General features: G+C 69.1%; 18 protein-coding genes. 8 read left to right on the plus strand and 10 right to left on the minus strand.

Features of this window, described 5'->3' with window-relative positions:
* The first annotated feature begins 16 nt into the window (after positions 1-16).
* Complete coding sequence (locus tag K343_RS0112605; RefSeq protein ID WP_028008390.1) at positions 17-2,785, plus strand: M16 family metallopeptidase; 2,769 nt, start codon at positions 17-19, stop codon at positions 2,783-2,785.
* A gap of 81 nt (positions 2,786-2,866) precedes the next feature.
* Here the strand turns inward: K343_RS0112605 and K343_RS0112610 are convergent, their stop codons facing one another.
* Positions 2,867-3,160, minus strand: coding sequence for a hypothetical protein (locus K343_RS0112610; RefSeq protein WP_028008391.1), 294 nt, complete (start codon positions 3,158-3,160; stop codon positions 2,867-2,869).
* Between the two features lie 113 nt (positions 3,161-3,273).
* On the opposite strand from K343_RS0112610, the gene K343_RS0112615 reads away from it, so the two are divergent.
* The 3 genes from K343_RS0112615 to K343_RS0112625 all read left to right on the plus strand — a co-directional run bounded on the left by K343_RS0112615 (position 3,274) and on the right by K343_RS0112625 (position 5,174).
* The gene (locus K343_RS0112615; RefSeq protein WP_028008392.1) at positions 3,274-3,582 is read left to right on the plus strand and encodes a putative signal transducing protein; all 309 of its coding nucleotides are present in this window, start codon (positions 3,274-3,276) and stop codon (positions 3,580-3,582) included.
* 15 nt (positions 3,583-3,597) lie between these two features.
* Positions 3,598-4,053, plus strand: coding sequence for a tRNA (cytidine(34)-2'-O)-methyltransferase (locus tag K343_RS0112620; RefSeq protein ID WP_028008393.1), 456 nt, complete (start codon positions 3,598-3,600; stop codon positions 4,051-4,053).
* A 107-nt stretch (positions 4,054-4,160) separates the two neighbouring features.
* Entirely contained in the window at positions 4,161-5,174 is a 1,014-nt protein-coding gene (locus tag K343_RS0112625) for a hypothetical protein (protein ID WP_028008394.1), read from the plus strand.
* A 104-nt stretch (positions 5,175-5,278) separates the two neighbouring features.
* Here K343_RS0112625 and K343_RS0112630 read toward each other — a convergent pair whose 3' ends face one another.
* The 4 genes from K343_RS0112630 to K343_RS0112645 form a co-directional block, all read right to left on the minus strand.
* Positions 5,279-6,307: an NAD(P)H-dependent glycerol-3-phosphate dehydrogenase gene (locus K343_RS0112630; RefSeq protein WP_028008395.1), complete on the minus strand. Its 1,029-nt coding sequence runs from the start codon at positions 6,305-6,307 to the stop codon at positions 5,279-5,281.
* Between the two features lie 128 nt (positions 6,308-6,435).
* Complete coding sequence (gene secB, locus K343_RS0112635) at positions 6,436-6,966, minus strand: protein-export chaperone SecB (protein ID WP_028008396.1); 531 nt, start codon at positions 6,964-6,966, stop codon at positions 6,436-6,438.
* Between the two features lie 18 nt (positions 6,967-6,984).
* Complete coding sequence (gene grxC / locus K343_RS0112640; protein ID WP_043112727.1) at positions 6,985-7,224, minus strand: glutaredoxin 3; 240 nt, start codon at positions 7,222-7,224, stop codon at positions 6,985-6,987.
* A gap of 25 nt (positions 7,225-7,249) precedes the next feature.
* Positions 7,250-7,675: a rhodanese-like domain-containing protein gene (locus tag K343_RS0112645; RefSeq protein ID WP_028008398.1), complete on the minus strand. Its 426-nt coding sequence runs from the start codon at positions 7,673-7,675 to the stop codon at positions 7,250-7,252.
* Positions 7,676-7,734: 59 nt separating this feature from the next.
* Between K343_RS0112645 and K343_RS23460 the strand changes: the two genes are divergently transcribed.
* The 3 genes from K343_RS23460 to K343_RS21980 all read left to right on the plus strand — a co-directional run bounded on the left by K343_RS23460 (position 7,735) and on the right by K343_RS21980 (position 11,173).
* The gene (locus K343_RS23460) at positions 7,735-8,892 is read left to right on the plus strand and encodes a murein hydrolase activator EnvC family protein (RefSeq protein ID WP_028008399.1); all 1,158 of its coding nucleotides are present in this window, start codon (positions 7,735-7,737) and stop codon (positions 8,890-8,892) included.
* A 112-nt stretch (positions 8,893-9,004) separates the two neighbouring features.
* A complete protein-coding gene (locus tag K343_RS0112655; protein ID WP_028008400.1) occupies positions 9,005-10,348 on the plus strand; it encodes a S41 family peptidase in 1,344 nt (447 codons plus the stop codon).
* Positions 10,349-10,357: 9 nt separating this feature from the next.
* Positions 10,358-11,173: a divergent polysaccharide deacetylase family protein gene (locus tag K343_RS21980; RefSeq protein WP_051278338.1), complete on the plus strand. Its 816-nt coding sequence runs from the start codon at positions 10,358-10,360 to the stop codon at positions 11,171-11,173.
* Here the strand turns inward: K343_RS21980 and ubiB are convergent.
* From ubiB to ubiE, 3 genes are read right to left on the minus strand one after another with little or no spacing between them, the layout of a single operon-like run.
* Complete coding sequence (ubiB, locus tag K343_RS0112665) at positions 11,141-12,733, minus strand: ubiquinone biosynthesis regulatory protein kinase UbiB (RefSeq protein ID WP_028008401.1); 1,593 nt, start codon at positions 12,731-12,733, stop codon at positions 11,141-11,143. The genes K343_RS21980 and ubiB overlap by 33 nt on opposite strands.
* Positions 12,730-13,350 (minus strand): ubiquinone biosynthesis accessory factor UbiJ, encoded by a 621-nt coding sequence (locus tag K343_RS0112670; RefSeq protein ID WP_028008402.1) that lies wholly within the window; start codon positions 13,348-13,350, stop codon positions 12,730-12,732. Before K343_RS0112670 ends, ubiB begins: the two co-directional genes overlap by 4 nt.
* On the minus strand, positions 13,347-14,120 hold the full coding sequence (ubiE, locus tag K343_RS0112675) for a bifunctional demethylmenaquinone methyltransferase/2-methoxy-6-polyprenyl-1,4-benzoquinol methylase UbiE (protein ID WP_028008403.1): 774 nt from the start codon (positions 14,118-14,120) through the stop codon (positions 13,347-13,349). The genes K343_RS0112670 and ubiE overlap by 4 nt, the downstream gene beginning before the upstream one ends.
* 179 nt (positions 14,121-14,299) lie before the next feature.
* On the opposite strand from ubiE, the gene K343_RS0112680 reads away from it, so the two are divergent.
* The gene (locus tag K343_RS0112680) at positions 14,300-16,768 is read left to right on the plus strand and encodes a PAS domain-containing protein (RefSeq protein WP_028008404.1); all 2,469 of its coding nucleotides are present in this window, start codon (positions 14,300-14,302) and stop codon (positions 16,766-16,768) included.
* An 18-nt stretch (positions 16,769-16,786) separates the two neighbouring features.
* Here K343_RS0112680 and K343_RS0112685 read toward each other — a convergent pair whose 3' ends face one another.
* Positions 16,787-17,197: a gamma-butyrobetaine hydroxylase family protein gene (locus tag K343_RS0112685; RefSeq protein ID WP_028008405.1), complete on the minus strand. Its 411-nt coding sequence runs from the start codon at positions 17,195-17,197 to the stop codon at positions 16,787-16,789.
* A 5-nt stretch (positions 17,198-17,202) separates the two neighbouring features.
* On the minus strand, positions 17,203-18,531 hold the full coding sequence (hslU, locus tag K343_RS0112690) for an ATP-dependent protease ATPase subunit HslU (protein WP_043112699.1): 1,329 nt from the start codon (positions 18,529-18,531) through the stop codon (positions 17,203-17,205).
* Positions 18,532-18,538 lie beyond the last annotated feature (7 nt).

The raw sequence follows: 18,538 nt of genomic DNA on the forward strand, positions 1-18,538 counted from the left end.
CGATTCCGGGACGCTCATGAAACGTCTGGTCCTGGCCGCCGCCCTGACGGCCGCCTCGTTCACCGCTGCCGCCAAGCCCGCATCCGACGCGGCCGCCGCCTTCCCCGATGTCCGCATCGCCTACGAGCGGCATATTCTGCCGAACGGCCTGACGCTCATCATCCACGAGGATCACAAGGCGCCGGTGGTCGCGGTCAACGTCTGGTATCACGTCGGCAGCAAGGACGAGCGGCCCGGTCGCACCGGCTTCGCGCATCTGTTCGAGCACCTGATGTTCAACGGCTCGGAGCACTACAACGACGAGTTCTTCCGTGCGCTGGAGCCGGCCGGCGCGACCAAGATGAACGGCACGACCTGGCTCGACCGCACGAACTACTTCGAGAACGTGCCGGTCTCGGCGCTCGACCGCACGCTGTGGCTCGAATCCGACCGCATGGGCCATCTGCTCGGCGCGATCGATCAGGCCCGCCTCGACGAGCAGCGCGGCGTCGTGCTCAACGAGAAGCGCCAGGGCGAGAACGAGCCCTACGGCAAGGTCGACGATTTCATCGCCCAGGCCACCTATCCGGCCGGCCACCCGTACTCGTGGACGACGATCGGTTCGGAAGCGGATCTCAACGCCGCCTCGCTCGCCGACGTCAAGGCCTGGTTCCAGGAGCACTATGGCGCCGCCAACGCGACGCTGGTGATCGCCGGCGACGTGCAGCCGGCGGAGGTGCTGAAGAAGGTCCAGACCTACTTCGGCGATATTCCGTCGGGCCCGCCGCTGAAGCACCAGGGCCCGTGGATCGCCAAGATGCAGGGCGAGAAGCGCGCGACGCTGCAGGACCGCGTCCCGCAGGCGCGTCTCTACCAGGTCTGGAACATTCCCGGCTTCTGCGATCCGGACGCCAATCTGCTGTCGCTCGCCGCCTCGGTGCTGGGCGACGGCAAGAACAGCCGGCTCTACAAGCGACTCGTCTACCAGGATCAGATCGCGACCAAGGTCAGCGTCGGCATCGGCCCGTTCGAGATCGGCTCGCAGCTGACGATCGACGCGATGGTCAAGGCCGGCGGCGATCCGGCCGCCGTCGAGCGCGCGATCGACGAGGAAGTGCAGCGCTTCCTGCGCGAAGGCCCGAGCGCCGAGGAGCTCGCACGCGTCAAGACCGCGGTGTTCGCCTCGGCGCTGCGCGGCCTGGAGCGCATCGACGGCTTCGGCGGCAAATCCGCGCAGCTCGCGCAGTACCAGGTCTATTGCGGCACGCCCGAGCGCTACACCGAGGAACTGCAGGAAGTGCGCCGTGCCACGCCGCAGCAGGTCCGTACCGCGGCGCAGCGCTGGCTGTCCGACGGCGTCTTCAAGCTCGACGTCGAGCCGTTCCCCGAATACGCCACCGCGGCACAGGGTGCTGACCGCAGCCAGCTGCCGGCGCTCGGCGAGCCGCCGGCGCTCCAGTTGCCGCCGCTGCAGCGCGCGACGCTGTCGAACGGGCTCAGGATCGTGCTCGCCGAGCGCCACGCAGCGCCGGTCGTGCAGCTGAGCCTGCTCACCGACGCCGGCTATGCAGCCGACGCCGGCATCGCGCCGGGCACCGCCAAGCTGACGCTCGACATGCTCGACGAAGGTGCCGGCCGCTACGACGCGCTGCAGCTCGCCGCGGCCGCCGACGCGCTCGGCGCGCTGATCGGCACCGGCTCGACGCTCGACACCTCGTACGTCCGCCTCAATGCGCTCAAGGCCAAGCTGCAGCCGAGTCTGGCCCTGTACGCCGACGTCGTGCTGCGCCCGAACTTCCCCGACCGGGAACTCGCGCGGCTCAAGAAACTGCAGATCGCCGCGATCCAGCAGGAAAAGGCGCAGGCCTTCGGCATCGCGCGGCGCCTCTATACGCAGCTGCTGTACGGCGCCGACCACGCCTACGCCAACCCGAGCTCCGGGACCGGCAGCGAAGCCAGTGTCGCGGCGCTGCAGGTCGACGACCTGCGCGCGTTCTATCGGCGCTGGCTGCGCCCCGACAACGCCACGCTGCTGATCGTCGGCGACACCACGCTGGCGGAAATCCAGCCGCTGCTCGAGCAGCAGTTCGGCAGCTGGAAAGCGCCGGCCGCGCCGCTGCCGCAGAAGAATCTGGCGACGGTCGCCCTGCCGGAGCAGCCGCGCTTCGTGCTGGTCAACAAGACCGGCGCCGAGCAGACCCTGCTGATGGCGGCCGAACTGGCGCCGCCGAAGGCCGACCCGGACGATCTGGCGATGCAGCTGGCCAGCACCGCGCTCGGCGGCAACTTCGTCTCGCGCCTCAACATGAACCTGCGCGAGGACAAGCACTGGAGCTACGGTGCATTCAGCGTCATCGGCGGCGCCAAGGCGCAGCGGCCGTTCTTCGCGTACGCGCCGGTGCAGACCGACAAGACCGTCGAGTCGATCCAGGAAATGCAGCGCGAGCTCGCCGCCGCGATCGACCGCCGACCGCTGACGCAGCAGGAAGTCGATTTCGCGCGCAACAGCGTGGTGCTGGCGCTGCCAGGCGACAACGAAACCGCCGCCGAACTGGCCGGCTCGTACTCGACGATCCTCACCTACGGCCTGCCCGACGACTACTGGAACGCCATCGTCGGCAAGCTCGACGCGCTGACGCCCGATGCGGTCAACGCCGCCGCGCGCCGGCTGGTGCGGCCGCAGTCGCTGACCTGGATCGTGGTCGGCGACCTGTCGAAGATCGAGGCGCCGGTGCGCCAGCTCGCTGCCGGCATGGGCGTGCGCGACGTGCGCGTCCTGGACGCCGACGGGCGGGCCCTGCGCTGAGCGCTCGCGGATGCAAAAAGCCGGCGCATGCGCCGGCTTTTTCATGCATCGCCTCTTCGCCGCCTGCGCGGCGCGACGCGCCTATTCCATGTCGCCGAGCGGGCGGCTGAAGGTGAAGCGCGCGGGCTCGACGACCAGGCGACGGGCCGGCTCGGACGGCGGTTCGCCCTGCACCAGCGACAGCGGCAGCTGCACGACGAACAACCCGGCGCCGAGCACCGTGGCGACGAGTCCGAGCGGTCGCACCAGGATGAGATCGGCCGCCATCGCAGCGGCGGACGGCGTGGCGTCGACTTCGTCGCTGACCTGCGCCTGGGCGCTGCCGATGCCGAGCGCCAGCAGCGCGGCGAACGCGAGTGTGTGGATGCGCGACATGAAACCCCCCTGCGGATGAACGAGCGCGAGGCGGCAGCGTAGGCGTGCCCCTTGACCCTGTCAACGAAGCATGCGCGCCCCTTTCGCGCCACTGCGACGCATACAATCGACGCATGCATACGGTCTATGCCGCCGCCGATCCGCTCGAAGCCGAAATCCTGCGCGGCTATCTCGCCGAGCACGGCATTGCCGCCGAGGTCTTCGGCGCCGGCCTTTGGGGTGCGCGCGGCGAGCTGCCGGCCGACGCCTGGCCGCGCCTGGTGATCGCGGACGGCGCACAGGTCGAGGCAGCGCGCGAGCTGCTGCGGCGCTACGAACATCGCCGCCATGCCGCCGCCACCTGGGTCTGCGTCTGCGGCGAGCGTGCGCCGGTGCATTTCGAAATCTGCTGGGCCTGCGGCGCCGAACGGCCGGCGCACTGAGGAACTGAGATCGGCATGATCGAGGTCGCGCTGTACCAGCCGGAAATTCCGCCGAACACCGGCAACATCATCCGCCTGTGCGCCAACACCGGCGCGCGCCTGCACCTGATTCATCCGCTCGGCTTCCGGCTCGACGAGGCTTCGCTGCGCCGCGCCGGCCTCGACTATCACGCGCTGGCGCAGATCGACCAGCACGATTCGCTCGACGCCCTGCGCGCAGCGCGGCCGGACGCGCGCTGGCTGGCGTTCTCGACGCGCTCGGCACAGCGCTATGACCGCTGCATCTACCGCGACGGCGACATCCTGCTGTTCGGCCCGGAGACGCGCGGCCTCCCCGACGCGGTGCTCGCCGCGCTGCCCGAAGAACAGCGCCTGCGCTTGCCGATGCGGCCGGGCAACCGCAGCCTGAACCTGTCGAATGCCGTCGCGGTCGCCGTCTACGAGGCCTGGCGACAGGCCGACTTCCGCTGAGAGCGGCATCCGCCGAATACCGAAGCGTGAGCTGACGCACGGATGGCAACGGCACCACCCACGCACAGTGGCACGTGCAGAAATCCCGCAAGCCCGGAGGAAATATCATGAAAACCCATTCCCATCGTCCGCTGCGCAGTCTCGGTACCCCTGCCCTGTTCGCGGCCGCGAGCGTCGCGCTCGCCGCCTGCGGCGGCGGGGGCGATCACTCGGAGCGCAGCGTTTCGCTGTCAAGCAAAGATGACGTGCTGCGCGAGCTTGGCAACCTGTCGGCCTTCGTCGACTTCAGCGGCATCAGCACCGACTCCATGACGGCAGCCGCCAGCGCGGCGAGCACACCCAAGGCCCGCTTCGTCGGCTCCGCGCTCAAGACCCTCCGGCTCGCCTCTGCCAATCCGGGCCTGAGCGCCAAGGCCGTCACCGTGCACGACTGCGACAGCGGCAGCTACAGCGAGGAAACGCTGACCGGTACCTACACCTTCGCGTTGTTCGACAGCACGCCGCGCACGGTGTCGATCTACCGCGAAGACAACAACCATTGCGTCTATGACTACGAAGACGGCTATCGCAGGATCTACGACGGCCACTACGAAAGCGGCGGCTACACGCCGGACACCGGCGACCACTATTCGTACCTGCGCTTCGGCACCGGCAGCAGCGTCTATCGCTACCGCGAGGAGTGGAGCGGCGATTCCGACTACCCGAGCACCGAGGAACTGCAGGGTCTGCTCGAGCGGCGCGCCGGCGACAGCGATGCGGAGGTGCGCGCCGACGACTTCCGTGATCACTACACGGAGCCGGGCTACAGCGCCGACATCATCCTCGGCGACGGCGAACTGATGAAGTTCCTCACCGCCGACACCGGCTTGCGCGCCGACGGCAGCATCTACTACAGCACCAGCGCCTGCCGCGGCGGCACGCTGCGCTACACGACGACGACGCCGATCTCAGTACCGCAGGATGGAACCGCGCAGGGCGTGCTGAAGATGGAATCGGGCAACGAATCGGCGACGATCACGCTCAATGCCGACGGCAGCGCGACGGTGCAGTTCGCCGGCGGCAGCAGCCTGACGCTGAGCTCGGATGAAGTGCTGGCTGCGCTCGACGAGAGCCCCTGCTGAAGCGACGGCCCCGGGACCGGCGCGCGCCGGTCCCGGGGCCTGTCCTGCGTGCCGGCCGCATCGCCAACCGCTCGGGGCCGCGACGGGCGTCGGGGCGACAGGTCCTAGCCGGCGCCCGGCGCCTTGCGCTCCGGCGCCGCCTCGGCCTTGGCCGGCCGCGTCGCCAGCGCACGAACCGCCTCGACCACCGACAACCGGCCTTCGAGCACGCCGCAGACGGCGGCGGTGATCGGCATGTCGACACCGTAGCGCTGCGCCAGGCGCAGGACCTCGGGCGCCGCCTTGACGCCCTCGACCACCTGGCGGATGTCGGCGATCGCTTCCTTGACGCTCTTGCCCTGCGCCAGCAGCAGACCCATGCGGCGATTGCGCGACTGGTTGTCGGTGCAGGTCAGCACCAGATCGCCCATGCCGGCGAGGCCCATCAGCGTTTCCGCCTTGGCGCCCATCGCCGTGGCCAGGCGCATGATCTCGGCGAGACCGCGCGTGATCAGCGCCGCGCGCGTATTGGCGCCCAGCCCCATGCCGTCGGCGATGCCGACGCCGATCGCCATCACGTTCTTCACCGCGCCGCCGACCTCGACCCCGATCAGATCCTCGGTCCAGTAGGCGCGGAAGCCGTCGCCGTGCAGGCGCCGTGCGAAGGCCTCCGCGAACGATTGCTCGTGCGAGGCGATCGTCACCGCGGTCGGCAGGCCGATGCCGACTTCCTTGGCGAAAGTGGGACCGGACAGCACGGCAAACGGCCGGCTGCGGCCGTAGATCGATTCGATGACCTCGTGCACCAGCTGGCCGCTGTGCGGCTCCAGGCCCTTGCAGGCGGCAACCAGCCCCTGACCGTCGCGCAGCAGCGGTTCGATGCGCTCGAGCGTCGCGCGCAGCACGTGCGAGGGCGTCGCGATCAGCAGCTCGTCGGCCTCGGCGACCGCAGCATCGAGATCGGCGTGCGCGCGCAGCTTGGCGGGGAACGGGCAGCCCGGCAGGTACTGCACGTTCTCCCGCGCCTGCTGCATCGCCGCCAGGCGCTCGGGATCGCGGCCCCAGAGCACGGTCGGCGCGCCACGGCGCGCCAGCTGGATCGCCAGCGCGGTGCCGAACGAACCGGCCCCGAGCACCGCCGTGACCGGATTCATCGGCACGCCTCCGGCTGCGGCGCCGGGCGCGGCATCGCCGGTCGAAGCGCTCGCGCGGCGTCGATCATCGGGTGTGGAAAGCGCAAACGGACGGCGATGAAGTGGCCTTCATCGCCGTCCCGGCGGCTTCAGTTGACGCTGTTGGCCGGCGCCGGCGCCGGCGTGGCGGCCTGCGCGCGGGCGCGCTGCAGGTGCTCCAGGTAAAGCGCATCGAAGTTGATCGGCTGCAGCAGCAGCTGCGGGAAGCCGGCGCGCTGGACCAGATCGGCGATCGTCTCGCGGGCGAACGGGAACAGCAGGTTCGGGCAGTAGGCGGCGGCCACGGCGGCCTTCTCTTCCGGCTGCGTGAAGCCGCGCACCGTGAAAATGCCGGCCTGCTGCGCTTCGACCAGGAAGGCGACTTCCTCACCGAGCTTCGCCGTGACGGTCACGGCGAGCACCACCTGCAGCGCATCGCCTTCGAGCGGCTTGGCCTCGGTGTTCACCTGCACGTCGAGCTGCGGCTGCCACTGCTTGGTGAAGACCTGCGGCGCCATCGGCACTTCGAGCGAAGCGTCCTTGACGTAGATCTTCTGCAGGAGCACCTGGCGCTGCGCGCCGGCGGCGTTGGGATCAATGGCGCCTGGCGCCGGCACATCGGGAGTCGCGGTATCGGTCATGGTTCGGTAATCGGAATATCAGTCGTGCAACAGGGCGTCGAGCTTGCCGGCGCGTTCCAGCGCGTGCAAGTCGTCACTTCCCCCCACGTGCGTGTCGCCAATGAAGATCTGCGGCACGGTGCGGCGTCCGGTGATGCGCATCATCTCCTCGCGCCGGCTGGCGTCCTCGTCGACGCGCACTTCCTCGATGGTCGCGCCCTTGGCCTGCAGGAGGCGCTTGGCCATCACGCAGAACGGGCAGACCCTCGTGCTGTACATCACCACCTTCTTCACGGCGAACCCTCTATTTGGTCGTCAGCGGCAGATTCGCCATCGACCAGGCGTTGATGCCGCCACGCAAAGGATAGACCTCGGCGAAGCCGTTCTTGCGCAGCTTCTCGACGGCGGTGCTGCTGCTGACGCCGAGCGCGCAATAGACCAGCACAGGTCGTGCCTTGTCCTTGGCGAGCTGACCGAGATACTCGTCGAACTTGCCGAGCGGCGCATGGAAGGCGTTGAGCAGATGGCCGCGCTTGAACTCCGCCAGCGGGCGCACGTCAACGATCAGCGGGTCGCGATCGTTGATCAGGCGCACCGCTTCGGCCGGCGACATGCGCTTGCCGCCGGTCAGATTGCCATGCACTTCGTTGGCGATCAGCAAGGCCAGCACCACGCCGAGCGCGACGAACAGCCAGACGTGGGCTTGGAAGAACTCGAAGAACTGGGCCATCGGATGACAAACCTGCGCGGTATCAGCAAATCGTGGGGACAACCGGCTAGCATTATCGCATGTTCCGCCGTTCCGCCCTGTCCGCCCTGCTGCTGGCGGCCCTGCTCCTGCCTGCCGCCGGGCGGGCGGGTGACGACCGTCTGAGCCAGAACCAGAAGGCGCTCGACGCGGTCCGCGAGCGCATCGGCGCGCTGCAGAAAAAGGTCGAGGCCGACCAGACCGAGCGCGACGCGCTGGCGCGCGACATGCAGAAGATCGAGCGCAGGATCGCCGCGGCGGCCCAGCAGATGCGCGCGCTGCGCACGCGCATCGACGAGCAGCAGCGCAAGATCCGCCAGACGCAGGCCGACCAGCAGGAAGCGCAGCGCGCGCTCGACGCGCGCCGCGACGAGCTTGCCCGGCAGCTGCGCGCCGCCTACGTCCTGGGCCGCCAGGGCGAGACGCAGCTGCTGCTGAACCTCGACGACGTGCAGACGGTCGGCCGCATGCTGACCTACTACGACTACCTGCAGCGCGCGCAGCTGACGGCGATGGCGACGATCCGCGCCCGCGCCGACGAGCTCGAACAGCTCGCCGACCGGCTGCAGCAGGAACAGGCCCAGCTCGAGCAGCTGCGCACCGACCAGGAGACGGCGCTCGCCGAGCTCAAGGCGACGCGCGCCGAGCGCGCCGACATGCTGGCGCAGCTCAAGTCGCGGCTGTCGAACGAAGAGGACAACCTCGCCCAGCTCAAGGAAGACGAGCGCAGCATCCGCAACCTGATCGAGTCGCTGAAGAAGACGCTGGCCGACCTGCCGCCGGACATCTCGCCGAGCGACAAGCCGTTCACCGCACAGAAGGGCAAGCTGCCGTGGCCGGCGCGCGGCGCGCTGCTCGCCCGCTACGGCGAGAACAAGGCCGGCGGCCGGCTGAGCTGGAACGGCCACTGGATCGCGGCCGCCGAAGGCAGCCCGGTGCGCGCCGTGGCGCGCGGCCGCGCCGTCTACGTCGGCTGGATGCACCGCTATGGCCTGATCGTGCTGCTCGAGCACGAGGCCGGCTACTTCACCCTGTACGGACACTGTCAGAGCGCGAACGTGCAGGTCGGCGATATGGTGCGGGCCGGCCAGACCATCGCCGGCGCCGGCAGCACCGGCGGCTACGACCAGTCCGGCGTGTACTTCGAGATCCGCAAGGGCGCCGAGGCGATCAATCCGCAGGCCTGGCTGGCGCGATGAACGGCCGTACCGGCCGGCATGACCGGGAACTGTCGCTTTGATGCGTAGTCAGACAGTTGCTATCGTGCCCCCGATGTCTCCCATTTCCGATCCGCGTTCGAACCGTAAATCCATGCCCCGCTTCTACCGTGTTCCGCTGGCGCTGGCCGCCGGCGTCCTCATCGGCGCCTCCGTGACGCTCACCCAGGGCGTGCTCGCCGACAAGGCCGCCAAGCCGACCGCCGACGCACTCGGCTTCAAGGATCTGCAGACCTTCGTCGAGATCCTCAACCGCGTGAAGGCCGACTACGTCGAGCCGGTCGACGACAAGACGCTGATCGAGAACGCCGTGCGTGGCATGATGGCCGGCCTCGACCCGCACTCGGCCTATCTCGACAAGGACGAGTACCAGGACATGAACGTGGTCACCACCGGCAAGTTCGGTGGTCTGGGCATCGAAGTGCAGATGCAGAACGGCTTCGTGCGCGTGGTCTCGCCGATCGACGACACGCCCGCCGCCAAGGCCGGCATCCAGCCCGGCGACCTGATCGTCAAGATCGACGACACCCCGGTGAAGGGCCTGTCGCTGTCCGACGCCGTCAGCAAGATGCGCGGCGAACCGGGCACCAAGGTCCAGCTCACGGTCGTGCGCGAAGGCGAGTCGGCGCCGAAGATCTTCGATCTCAAGCGCGAGACGATCTCGGTCGCCAGCGTGCGCAGCCGCATGCTCGACGGCGACCTCGCCTACCTGCGCATTTCCAGCTTCACGACCGAGACCAGCGCCTCGCTGGAGAAGGAATTCGCCAAGCTGAAGAAGGACGCCAAGAGCCCGATCAAGGGGCTCGTGCTCGACCTGCGCAACAACCCGGGCGGCGTGCTCGACGCCGCGGTCAAGGTCAGCGACGCGTTCATGACGCAGGGCCCGATCGTCACAATCAAGGGCCGCGAACCCGGCGCGCAGCGCGAGTTCGACGCCACCGCGGGCGACCTGCTCGGCGGCGCGCCGATCGTGGTGATGATCAACGGCGGCTCGGCTTCGGCCTCGGAGATCGTCGCCGGCGCGCTGCAGGATTCGCACCGCGCCGTGATCGTCGGCAGCCGCTCGTTCGGCAAGGGCTCGGTGCAGACCATCCTGCCGCTGTCGAACGAAGGCGCGATCAAGCTGACGACGGCGCGCTATTACACGCCGTCGGGCCGCTCGATCCAGGCCGAGGGCATCGAGCCCGACGTCGCGATCCGGCCGCTGAAGATCGCCAAGAGCGACAAGGACGACGGCGCCGATTTCGATCCGATCACCGAGGCCAGCCTCAAGGGCAGCCTGGAGAACAAGGACGACAAGATCTCGCAGGACGAGCGCGCCAAGCTCGAAGCCGAACGCGCGCAGAAGGCCAAGGACGCGCAGGCGCTCGCCGAGAGCGATTACGGTCTGTACGAAGCGACCAACATCCTGCGCAGCCTCTCGCTCGTGCGGCGCTGACGCGCCGCCATGCGCAGTCGGGGAGGACTGCTCGCGGCGATCGGCCTGTTGCTGAGCCTGCCGGCGGCCGCCGCGCCGCCGGCGATCAGTATCGTCATCGACGATCTCGGCGACCGCCGCATCGAGAGCGAGCAGGCCGTCGAGTTGCCCGGCGCCATCGCCTGCGCGTTCCTGCCGGACGCGCCGTACACGCGGCGCCTCGCCGAGCAGGCGCACCGCGCCGGCAAGGAAGTGTTGCTGCATCTGCCGCTGCAGCCGCTGAACGGCAGCGCGCACCCGCTGGCGCTTGTGACGAATGCGCCGGCGCCGGAACGCGAAGCGGCGCTCGTGCACATGCTGGCGTCGGTGCCGCACCTGTCCGGGGTCAACAACCACCAGGGCAGCCTGGCCACCGCCAGCCGGCCGGCGATGCACTGGCTGATGCGCGAGCTGGCAGCGCGCGGCGTCGGCTACTTCATCGACAGCTACACCAGCGCCCGGAGCGTCGCCTACCCGATCGCGCGCGCCTACGGCCTGCCGGCCACTCGTCGACGGGTGTTCCTCGACAACGACATGGCGCCGGCCGCGGTCGCGGCCTCGTTCGACGAGTTGCTGCGTCAGGCCCGTCTTCACGGTTCGGCGCTGGCGATCGGCCATCCGCACGCCGCGACGCTGGCCCTGCTGCGCGAGCGTCTGGCGACGCTCGCCGCGCAAGGCGTCGTGCTGGTGCCGCCGTCGGAACTGATCGCCCGCTACGAACCGCGTCCGCGACTGCAGCCGACGCAGCTGCGGATCAGCCCCTGGGGCGGCGCCTTAGCGCCGCAGGGCGCGCCAGCCGAGTACTAGCGCCGCGGCGGCCGACAGCGCGCCGAGCCAGGGATGCGGCGTGGCGCCGGCCGCCGCGTACAGCGCCGCCGCCGCGAAGCCGAGCGCCGCGAGCATCTGCACGGTGCGCCGGTTGGCGGCGCGGATTTCCTCGCGCAGCGCCTCAAGCTCGCGCCGGCTGGTGCCGAAGCCCTCGCCGCGGCGCATCTGGCGCAGCGCGTGCTGGGCGATCTCCGGCAGCGACTCGGCCAGCGACGGCCCCTGTGCACGCATCTTCTCGAGCGTCGCGACCGGGCCGAGCCGCGCACGCATCCAGTCCTCCATGATCGGCTTGGCGGTCTTCCACAGATCCAGCTCGGGGTTGAGCTGGCGGCCGAGCCCCTCGATCTGCAGCAAGGTCTTCTGCAGCAGCACGAGCTGCGGCTGCACCTGGTAGTTGAAACGCCGCGCGACCTGGAACAGGCGCAGCAGGAAGAAGCCGAACGAGATGTCCTTCAGCGGCCGCTGGAAGATCGGCTCGCAGATCGTGCGGATCGCACCCTCGAAATCCTCGAGCCGCGTGCCTTTCGGAATCCATTCGGACTCCAGATGCAGCTCGGCGACGCGCCGGTAGTCGCGGTTGAAGAACGCGTAGAAGTTCTCGGCGAGATAGCGCTGGTCGGACGCCGTCAGCGTGCCGACGATGCCGAAGTCGACGGCGAGATAACTCGGCCGCTGCGGATCGGACACATCGACGAAGATGTTGCCCGGGTGCATGTCGGCGTGAAAGAAGTTGTAGACGAAGGTCTGCTTGAAGAAGATCTCGACGCCGCGCTCCGACAGCACCTTGAAGTCGACCCCCAGCTCGCGCAGCTTGTCGAGCTCGCGGATCGACACGCCGTAGATGCGCTCCATCACCAGCACGCGCGTGCGCGTGCAGTCCCAGAACACCAGCGGGTGGTAGATCAGGTTCGAGCCGAGCCAGTTGCGGCGCAGCTGCGCACAGTTGGCGCCTTCGCGCATCAGGTCGAGCTCGTCGAGCAGCACCTTCTCGTATTCGGCGACGACCTCGCGCGGCCGCAGGCGGCGCAGATCCGGCGAGAAACGCTCGGCCAGCCCGGCCAGCGTGTGCAGCAGCTCGATGTCGCTGCGCATCACCGCCTCGATGCCCGGACGCAGCACCTTGACGACGACATCGAAAGTCTCCGCCCCGCCGTCGAGTCTGAGCTTGGCGGCATGAACCTGCGCGATCGAAGCCGAGGCCATCGGCACTTCGTCGAACTCGGCGAATACCGCGTCGACCGGCTTGCCGAGCTCGGCCTCGATGATGGCGCGCGCCTCGGCGCCCGGAAACGGCGGGACGCGGTCCTGCAGCCTGGCGAGTTCGGCGGCGATATCGGCGGGCACGATGTCCGGCCGCGTCGACAGCGCCTGACCGAACTTGATGAAGACCGGACCGAGCTCCTCGAGCGCCAGGCGCAGGCGCTCGCCGCGCGGCCGCGGATCGCGGCCCGGCTTGCCGCCGGCGAATTCGCGCAGGCCGTAGCGGGACGCCACGCGCCGGATCTGCCAGACGCGCCGCAGGCGGCTGAACGAGATCATGCGTCGTGTTCCGCGGCGGTTTCGAGGCGACGCAAGCGCGCGTCGAGACGGTCGACGCCGTCGCGCAGCGACTCGACGGACTCCATCCAGTCGGCGACGTCGCTGGCGCGTGCCAGATCGCGGCTTTCCTCGCGCAGGTACTCGGCCGTATCGAGCGCCAGCGTGTCGACGCTGCGCCGCCCCCAGCCGAACAGGTTCTGCAGCCCCTGGTTCAGGCGGTGCGCGGCCGCGTCGCCGACGAAACGGGCCGCGAACTCTTCCGGATCGAAGCCGACGCGCGCCAGCATGCGGTTGAAGCGGCGCAGCAGTTCGACGTCGCCATCAACGGCGAGCCCCTGCGGAATGCCGCCGTCCTGGCGGCGCACGGTCCAGGCCAGGCGCAGCAGCGTCGGCAGGCTGCCGTGCACGCTGACGTCCGGCGTCAGCGTGCCGGCGTCGAGCACGCGCACGCCGCCGGCGTGGAACTCGATCAGGAACGTCCAGGCCGGCGCCTCGACGATGAGCGCGATGCTGCGCCCCTTGAGGGACTCGCATTCGGCGAGGACCTCGGGCTCCAGCGCGAGATAGCGGTTCAGTGCGACTTCGAGCGCCGCGGCGAGCAGGCCCGGCGCACTCATTCGAGGCGGAAGCCGCGATGCACGGCGACGATGCCGCCGGACAGGTTGTAGACCTGCACGCGCGCCAGGCCGGCGTTCTCCATCATGCCCTTGAGCGTCTGCTGGTCCGGGTGCATGCGGATCGACTCGGCGAGATAGCGATAGGAGGCCTCGTCGCGGGCGACGACGCGCCCCATCAGCGGCAGCAGCTTGAACGAATACTGGTCGTAGGCCTTGCCGAGCAGCGGGTTCAGCGGCTTGGAGAACTCCATCACCAGCAGGCGACCACCCGGTTTCAGGCAGCGCGTCATCGAGCGCAGCGCCGCGTCCTTGTCGGTGACGTTGCGCAGGCCGAAGCCGATCGTGATGCAGTCGAACGTACCCTCGGCGAACGGCAGCGCTTCGGCATTGGCCTGCACCGCGGGAACATTGACCAGCCCGTGGTCGACCAAGCGCTTGCGCCCCTCGCCGAGCATCGCGGCATTGATGTCGGACAGGATGACGAGTCCCCTGGGCCCGGCCGCGCGCGCGAACTCGCGCGCCAGATCGCCGGTGCCGCCCGCAACATCGAGCACCTTCTCGCCCGGCCGCACGCCGGCGAGGTCGATCGCAAAGCGCTTCCAGACCCGATGAATGCCCAGCGACATCAGGTCGTTCATCAGGTCATACTTGTGCGCCACCGAGGTGAACACGCCGGCCACGCGTCCGCGCTTCTCGGCAACGGGCACCTGTTCATAACCGAAGTGCGTCGTGTCGGACGCGGACTCGTTCTTTGAAGATTCGCTGGCCATGGCGGGAAGCGGAGTGGGGACGTCATTGTAGCGGCATGGTCGCGGCAAGCGAGGCATGCCCGGCGCGGCCGCTGGCCGGCGCCGGTGCCGACGCCGGTCAGCGGCAAGCCGCCGCCCATCGCCGCGGCCCGACGCCCGATGGCGGATCGCATTAACGTGCCGGCCTCGGGAGCCACCATTTGAAATCCAGTCCTACGATCCGTGTCGAATCGACGCCGGCGGCTTCGCCGTGGAGCGAGGCGCTGGACACGCACGGCCAGGGACTCTGGGACTGGGACATTCCCGGCAACCGCGTCTGGTCCTCGCCCGAATACCGCGCCACGCTCGGCGCCGAGCCCGACGCCAACGGCTTCACCGGCTTCGAAGACTGGGCGGCGCGCCTGCACCCCGACGACAGCAACGCGGTGCGCAACGCGCTCGACGCCCATTTGCGCGGCGAATCACCGGCCTTCTTCAGCGAGCACCGCCTGCGCTGCGCCGACGGCAGCTATCGCTGGGTCGCGGCGCGCGGCCGCATCATTGCCCGCGACGAGACGGGCCGCCCGCTGCGCATGCTCGGCACGCAGCTCGACATCCATCACCACAAGCTCGCCGAGCTGGCGCTGCAGGAAAGCGCGTCGCTGTTCCGGCGCATATTCGACGACGCGCCGATCGGCCTGGCACTGCTGTCGCTGCAGGGGCGCTGGCTCGATACCAACCGCGCGCTGTGCGATCTGCTCGGTTACGACGAGCAGGAGCTGCTGCAGCGCCGCTTCCTCGACCTCACGCACCCCGACGACGTCGACGCCGACCGCACGCTGATGCAGGCCCTGCTGACCGGGCAGCAGGCGCGCGTGCGCCGGCACAAGCGCTACCTGGCCAAGGACGGCTCGCCGATTCCGGTGCAGGTCGACGTCTCGATCGTGCGCGATGCCGACGACAATCCGCAGTACTTCATCTCGCAGGTGCAGGACGTCCGCGAGCGCTGCCGTTTCGAGGATGCGCTCTACGACGAGAAGGAGCTGGCGCAGGTCACGCTCGCCTCGATCGCCGATGGCGTGCTGCGCACCGGCTGCGACGGTCGCATCAGCTTCTGCAATGCCGCGGCGGCGCAGCTGCTGGGCGTCGAGCGGCCTTCCGATGTCCTCGGCCGGCTGTTCGCCGATGCGGTCGCCCTGTACGCGGACTGCGGCACGCGCCTCAACGGCCCGGACGACCCCGGCGCCGAATGGCCGCCACTGGCGCAGCTGCATAGCGCGCGCGGCGACGTCGTCCCGGTGGAAATCTCGCTGGCCCCGATCACCGGCCGCAGCGGCTCGCGGATCGGCAGTGTCTGCGTGCTGCACGACCTCTCGCACACGCGACGCCTGTCCGAGCAGCTGATCTACCAGGCCAGCCACGACGCCCTGACCGATCTGCCGAACCGCCGCGAGTTCGAAGCCGAGCTCGAACACTGGCTCAGCACCGCACGTCTCGGCGCCGATCGGCACACGCTGCTCTATCTCGACCTGGACCACTTCAAGCTGATCAACGAGAACGCCGGCCACAGCGTCGGCGACCGCCTGGTGCGCGATCTCGCGCGGCGCCTGCGCGAAGCGCTGCCGGCCCAGGCCGTGCTGGCGCGCACCGGCGGCGACGAGTTCGCGGTACTGCTGCCGCATTCGACGCCGGCGCAGGCCTGCTTGCTCGGCGAGTCGCTGCTGCTGTCGATCGACACCTTGCGCTTCGAGCACGAAGGACTCGCCTACCAGATCGCGGCCAGCATCGGCATCAGCGCGATCGACGCGAACTCGCGCGACGCCAACAGCGTGCTCGCCGCCGCCGACACCGCCTGCTACATCGCCAAGCGCAACGGCGGGCACCGCGTGCAGCTCTACCATCCGGGCGACGACGCCGTACGCCAGGCCTTTCTCGACATCGACTGGGCCTCGCGCATCCAGCAGGCGCTCGAAAGCGGCCAGGTCGAACTGCATGCGCAGCGCATCATCTCGCTGGACGGCAGCGCGCTGCCGAACTACGAGGTGCTGATCCGCGTCCGCGACGAGCACGGCCAGCTGCAGGCACCGAGCGCCTTCCTGACTGCCGCCGAACGCTACGGCCTGTCGGGCCGCGTCGACCGCTGGGTCGTCGAGCAGACCTTGCGCCGCCTCGCCGCGCACCTGCGCGAGGCCGGCAGCCTGCCGTTCGGCTCGCTGTCGCTGAACCTCACCGGACACAGCGTGTCCGACGTCGCCTTCGCGGATTTCCTGTTCGACGCCCTGGCCCGCCACGGCGTGCCGCCGCAGGCCCTGCGCTTCGAAATCACCGAAGGCACGGCGCTGCGCAGCTTCGCCGTCGCGCGCCGGCTGGTCTCGCGCCTGCGCGAAATGGGCTGCCGCGTGATGCTCGACGACTTCGGCAGCGGCTTCACCTCGTTCGATTACCTGCGGCAGATGATGGTCGACGGCCTCAAGATCGATCAGGCTTACACCCAGGGCCTCGGCAACGACCGCCTCAACCAGACCATCGTTTCGTCGATCTGCCGGATCAGCGAAGTCCTGCAACTGGAAGTGGTGGCCGAAGGCGTCGAGACCGAATCGACGCTGGCCGCGCTGCGTGAACTCGGCGTCGCAATCGTCCAGGGGCATCTGTTCCACATCGCCGAACCGCTCGACGGCCTGCTGCGCTGAGCCCTGCGGCCCCGCTTTCTAGCGCTTCGGCGGCGTGTAGCGCCCGACCAGGGCCGCCAGCTTGACGACGTCACGGTCGCGCGACATGCCGACTTCATCGAGCCGCTGCAGATAGCGCGCCCAGTTCTGCTCGTAATCGCGCGCCAGTTCGTCGAGCACGTCCCAGGAATACAGGCCGCTGTCGTGGCCATCGTCGAAGACCAGGCGCACCGCGTAGCTGCCGACCGGCTCGATGCGCGCAATGTTCACCTCGCGCTTGCCGCCGAGCAGCATCGGCTCGGGCAGGCCGTGGCCGCGCAGCTCGGCGCTCGGCGAGAACACGCGCAGGTACTCGCACGGCAGCTCGGCCCGGCGGCCGTCCGGCCAGCCGAGCTCGAGCGCGCGCGCCTTGCGATGCAGCCGGATCAGCGTCGGAGCGGCGACCCGCATGGCGATCAGAGGATGTAGCGGCTGAGGTCTTCGTCGGCGGCCAGCTTGCCGAGCTTGTCGTCGACGAACGCCGCGTCGATCGTCAGCTGCGTGCCGGCCTTGTCGGGCGCCTCGAACGCGATGTCTTCCATCAGCCGCTCCATCACCGTGTGCAGGCGGCGGGCACCGATGTTCTCGGTCGTCTCGTTCACCTGCCAGGCGATCTCGGCGATGCGCCGCAGGCCATCGGCGGTGAACTGCACGTCGACGCCCTCGGTCTGCAGCAGCGCCCTGTACTGCTCGGTCAGCGCGTAGTTCGGCTCGGTCAGGATACGCAGGAAATCCTCCGACTTCAGCGCATCGAGCTCGACGCGGATCGGCAGGCGGCCCTGCAGCTCCGGCACCAGATCCGAAGGCTTGGCGAGATGGAACGCGCCGGAGGCGATGAACAGCATATGGTCGGTCTTCACGGTGCCGTACTTGGTCGTGACCGTGCAGCCCTCGATCAGCGGCAGCAGGTCGCGCTGCACGCCCTCGCGCGAGACGTCGGCGCCGCCGGCGTACTCGCCGCGCTTGCAGATCTTGTCGATCTCGTCGATGAAGACGATGCCGTTCTCCTCGGCGTTGCGGATCGCCTCGGCCTTGGTCGCCTCTTCGTCGACCAGCTTGGCGGCTTCCTCGTCGATCAGCTGCCTGAAGGCGTCCTTGATCTTGAGCTTGCGCGGCTTGCCCGGCGCCTGGCCGAGATTGGCGAACATGCTCTGCAGCTGCTGCGTCATCTCCTCCATGCCGGGCGGGCCCATCAACTGCACGTTGGCGGTGGGCGCGGCGAGCTTGAGTTCGATCTCCTTGTCGTCGAGCTTGCCCTCGCGCAGCTGCTTGCGGAACACCTGGCGCGCCGCCGAGCTCTCGGTCTGCCGCTGCGTGCTGGCTTCGCCGAAGTCCTTCGGCGGCGGCAGCAGAACATCGAGGATGCGCTCTTCGGCGGCCGACTCGGCGCGATCGCGCATCTTCTTCATCGCCTGCTCGCGCGTCATCTTGACCGCCGAATCGACGAGGTCGCGGACGATGGTGTCGACGTCCTTGCCGACGTAGCCGACTTCGGTGAACTTGGTCGCCTCGACCTTGACGAACGGCGCATTGGCCAGCTTCGCGAGGCGGCGCGCGATCTCGGTCTTGCCGACGCCGGTCGGACCGATCATCAGGATGTTCTTCGGGTGGATCTCGGCGCGCATCGGCCCGCTGATCTGGGCCCGGCGCCAGCGATTGCGCAGCGCGATCGCGACCGAGCGCTTGGCCTTGGCCTGGCCGACGATGTGGCGATCGAGTTCCTGCACGATCTCGCGCGGCGTCATCAGGATC

The sequence above is a fragment of the Solimonas flava DSM 18980 genome, from assembly GCF_000426685.1.
GTDB classification, from domain to species: Bacteria; Pseudomonadota; Gammaproteobacteria; order Nevskiales; family Nevskiaceae; genus Solimonas; species Solimonas flava.

Coding starts and splice junctions, on each gene's coding strand:
- K343_RS0112605 (WP_028008390.1), top strand. CDS start 17: ATGAAACGTCTGGTCCTGGCCGCCGCCCTGACGGCCGCCTCGTTCACC.
- K343_RS0112610 (WP_028008391.1), bottom strand. CDS start 3,160: ATGTCGCGCATCCACACACTCGCGTTCGCCGCGCTGCTGGCGCTCGGC.
- K343_RS0112615 (WP_028008392.1), top strand. CDS start 3,274: ATGCATACGGTCTATGCCGCCGCCGATCCGCTCGAAGCCGAAATCCTG.
- K343_RS0112620 (WP_028008393.1), top strand. CDS start 3,598: ATGATCGAGGTCGCGCTGTACCAGCCGGAAATTCCGCCGAACACCGGC.
- K343_RS0112625 (WP_028008394.1), top strand. CDS start 4,161: ATGAAAACCCATTCCCATCGTCCGCTGCGCAGTCTCGGTACCCCTGCC.
- K343_RS0112630 (WP_028008395.1), bottom strand. CDS start 6,307: ATGAATCCGGTCACGGCGGTGCTCGGGGCCGGTTCGTTCGGCACCGCG.
- secB (WP_028008396.1), bottom strand. CDS start 6,966: ATGACCGATACCGCGACTCCCGATGTGCCGGCGCCAGGCGCCATTGAT.
- grxC (WP_043112727.1), bottom strand. CDS start 7,224: ATGTACAGCACGAGGGTCTGCCCGTTCTGCGTGATGGCCAAGCGCCTC.
- K343_RS0112645 (WP_028008398.1), bottom strand. CDS start 7,675: ATGGCCCAGTTCTTCGAGTTCTTCCAAGCCCACGTCTGGCTGTTCGTC.
- K343_RS23460 (WP_028008399.1), top strand. CDS start 7,735: ATGTTCCGCCGTTCCGCCCTGTCCGCCCTGCTGCTGGCGGCCCTGCTC.
- K343_RS0112655 (WP_028008400.1), top strand. CDS start 9,005: ATGCCCCGCTTCTACCGTGTTCCGCTGGCGCTGGCCGCCGGCGTCCTC.
- K343_RS21980 (WP_051278338.1), top strand. CDS start 10,358: ATGCGCAGTCGGGGAGGACTGCTCGCGGCGATCGGCCTGTTGCTGAGC.
- ubiB (WP_028008401.1), bottom strand. CDS start 12,733: ATGATCTCGTTCAGCCGCCTGCGGCGCGTCTGGCAGATCCGGCGCGTG.
- K343_RS0112670 (WP_028008402.1), bottom strand. CDS start 13,350: ATGAGTGCGCCGGGCCTGCTCGCCGCGGCGCTCGAAGTCGCACTGAAC.
- ubiE (WP_028008403.1), bottom strand. CDS start 14,120: ATGGCCAGCGAATCTTCAAAGAACGAGTCCGCGTCCGACACGACGCAC.
- K343_RS0112685 (WP_028008405.1), bottom strand. CDS start 17,197: ATGCGGGTCGCCGCTCCGACGCTGATCCGGCTGCATCGCAAGGCGCGC.
- hslU (WP_043112699.1), bottom strand. CDS start 18,531: ATGACGCCGCGCGAGATCGTGCAGGAACTCGATCGCCACATCGTCGGC.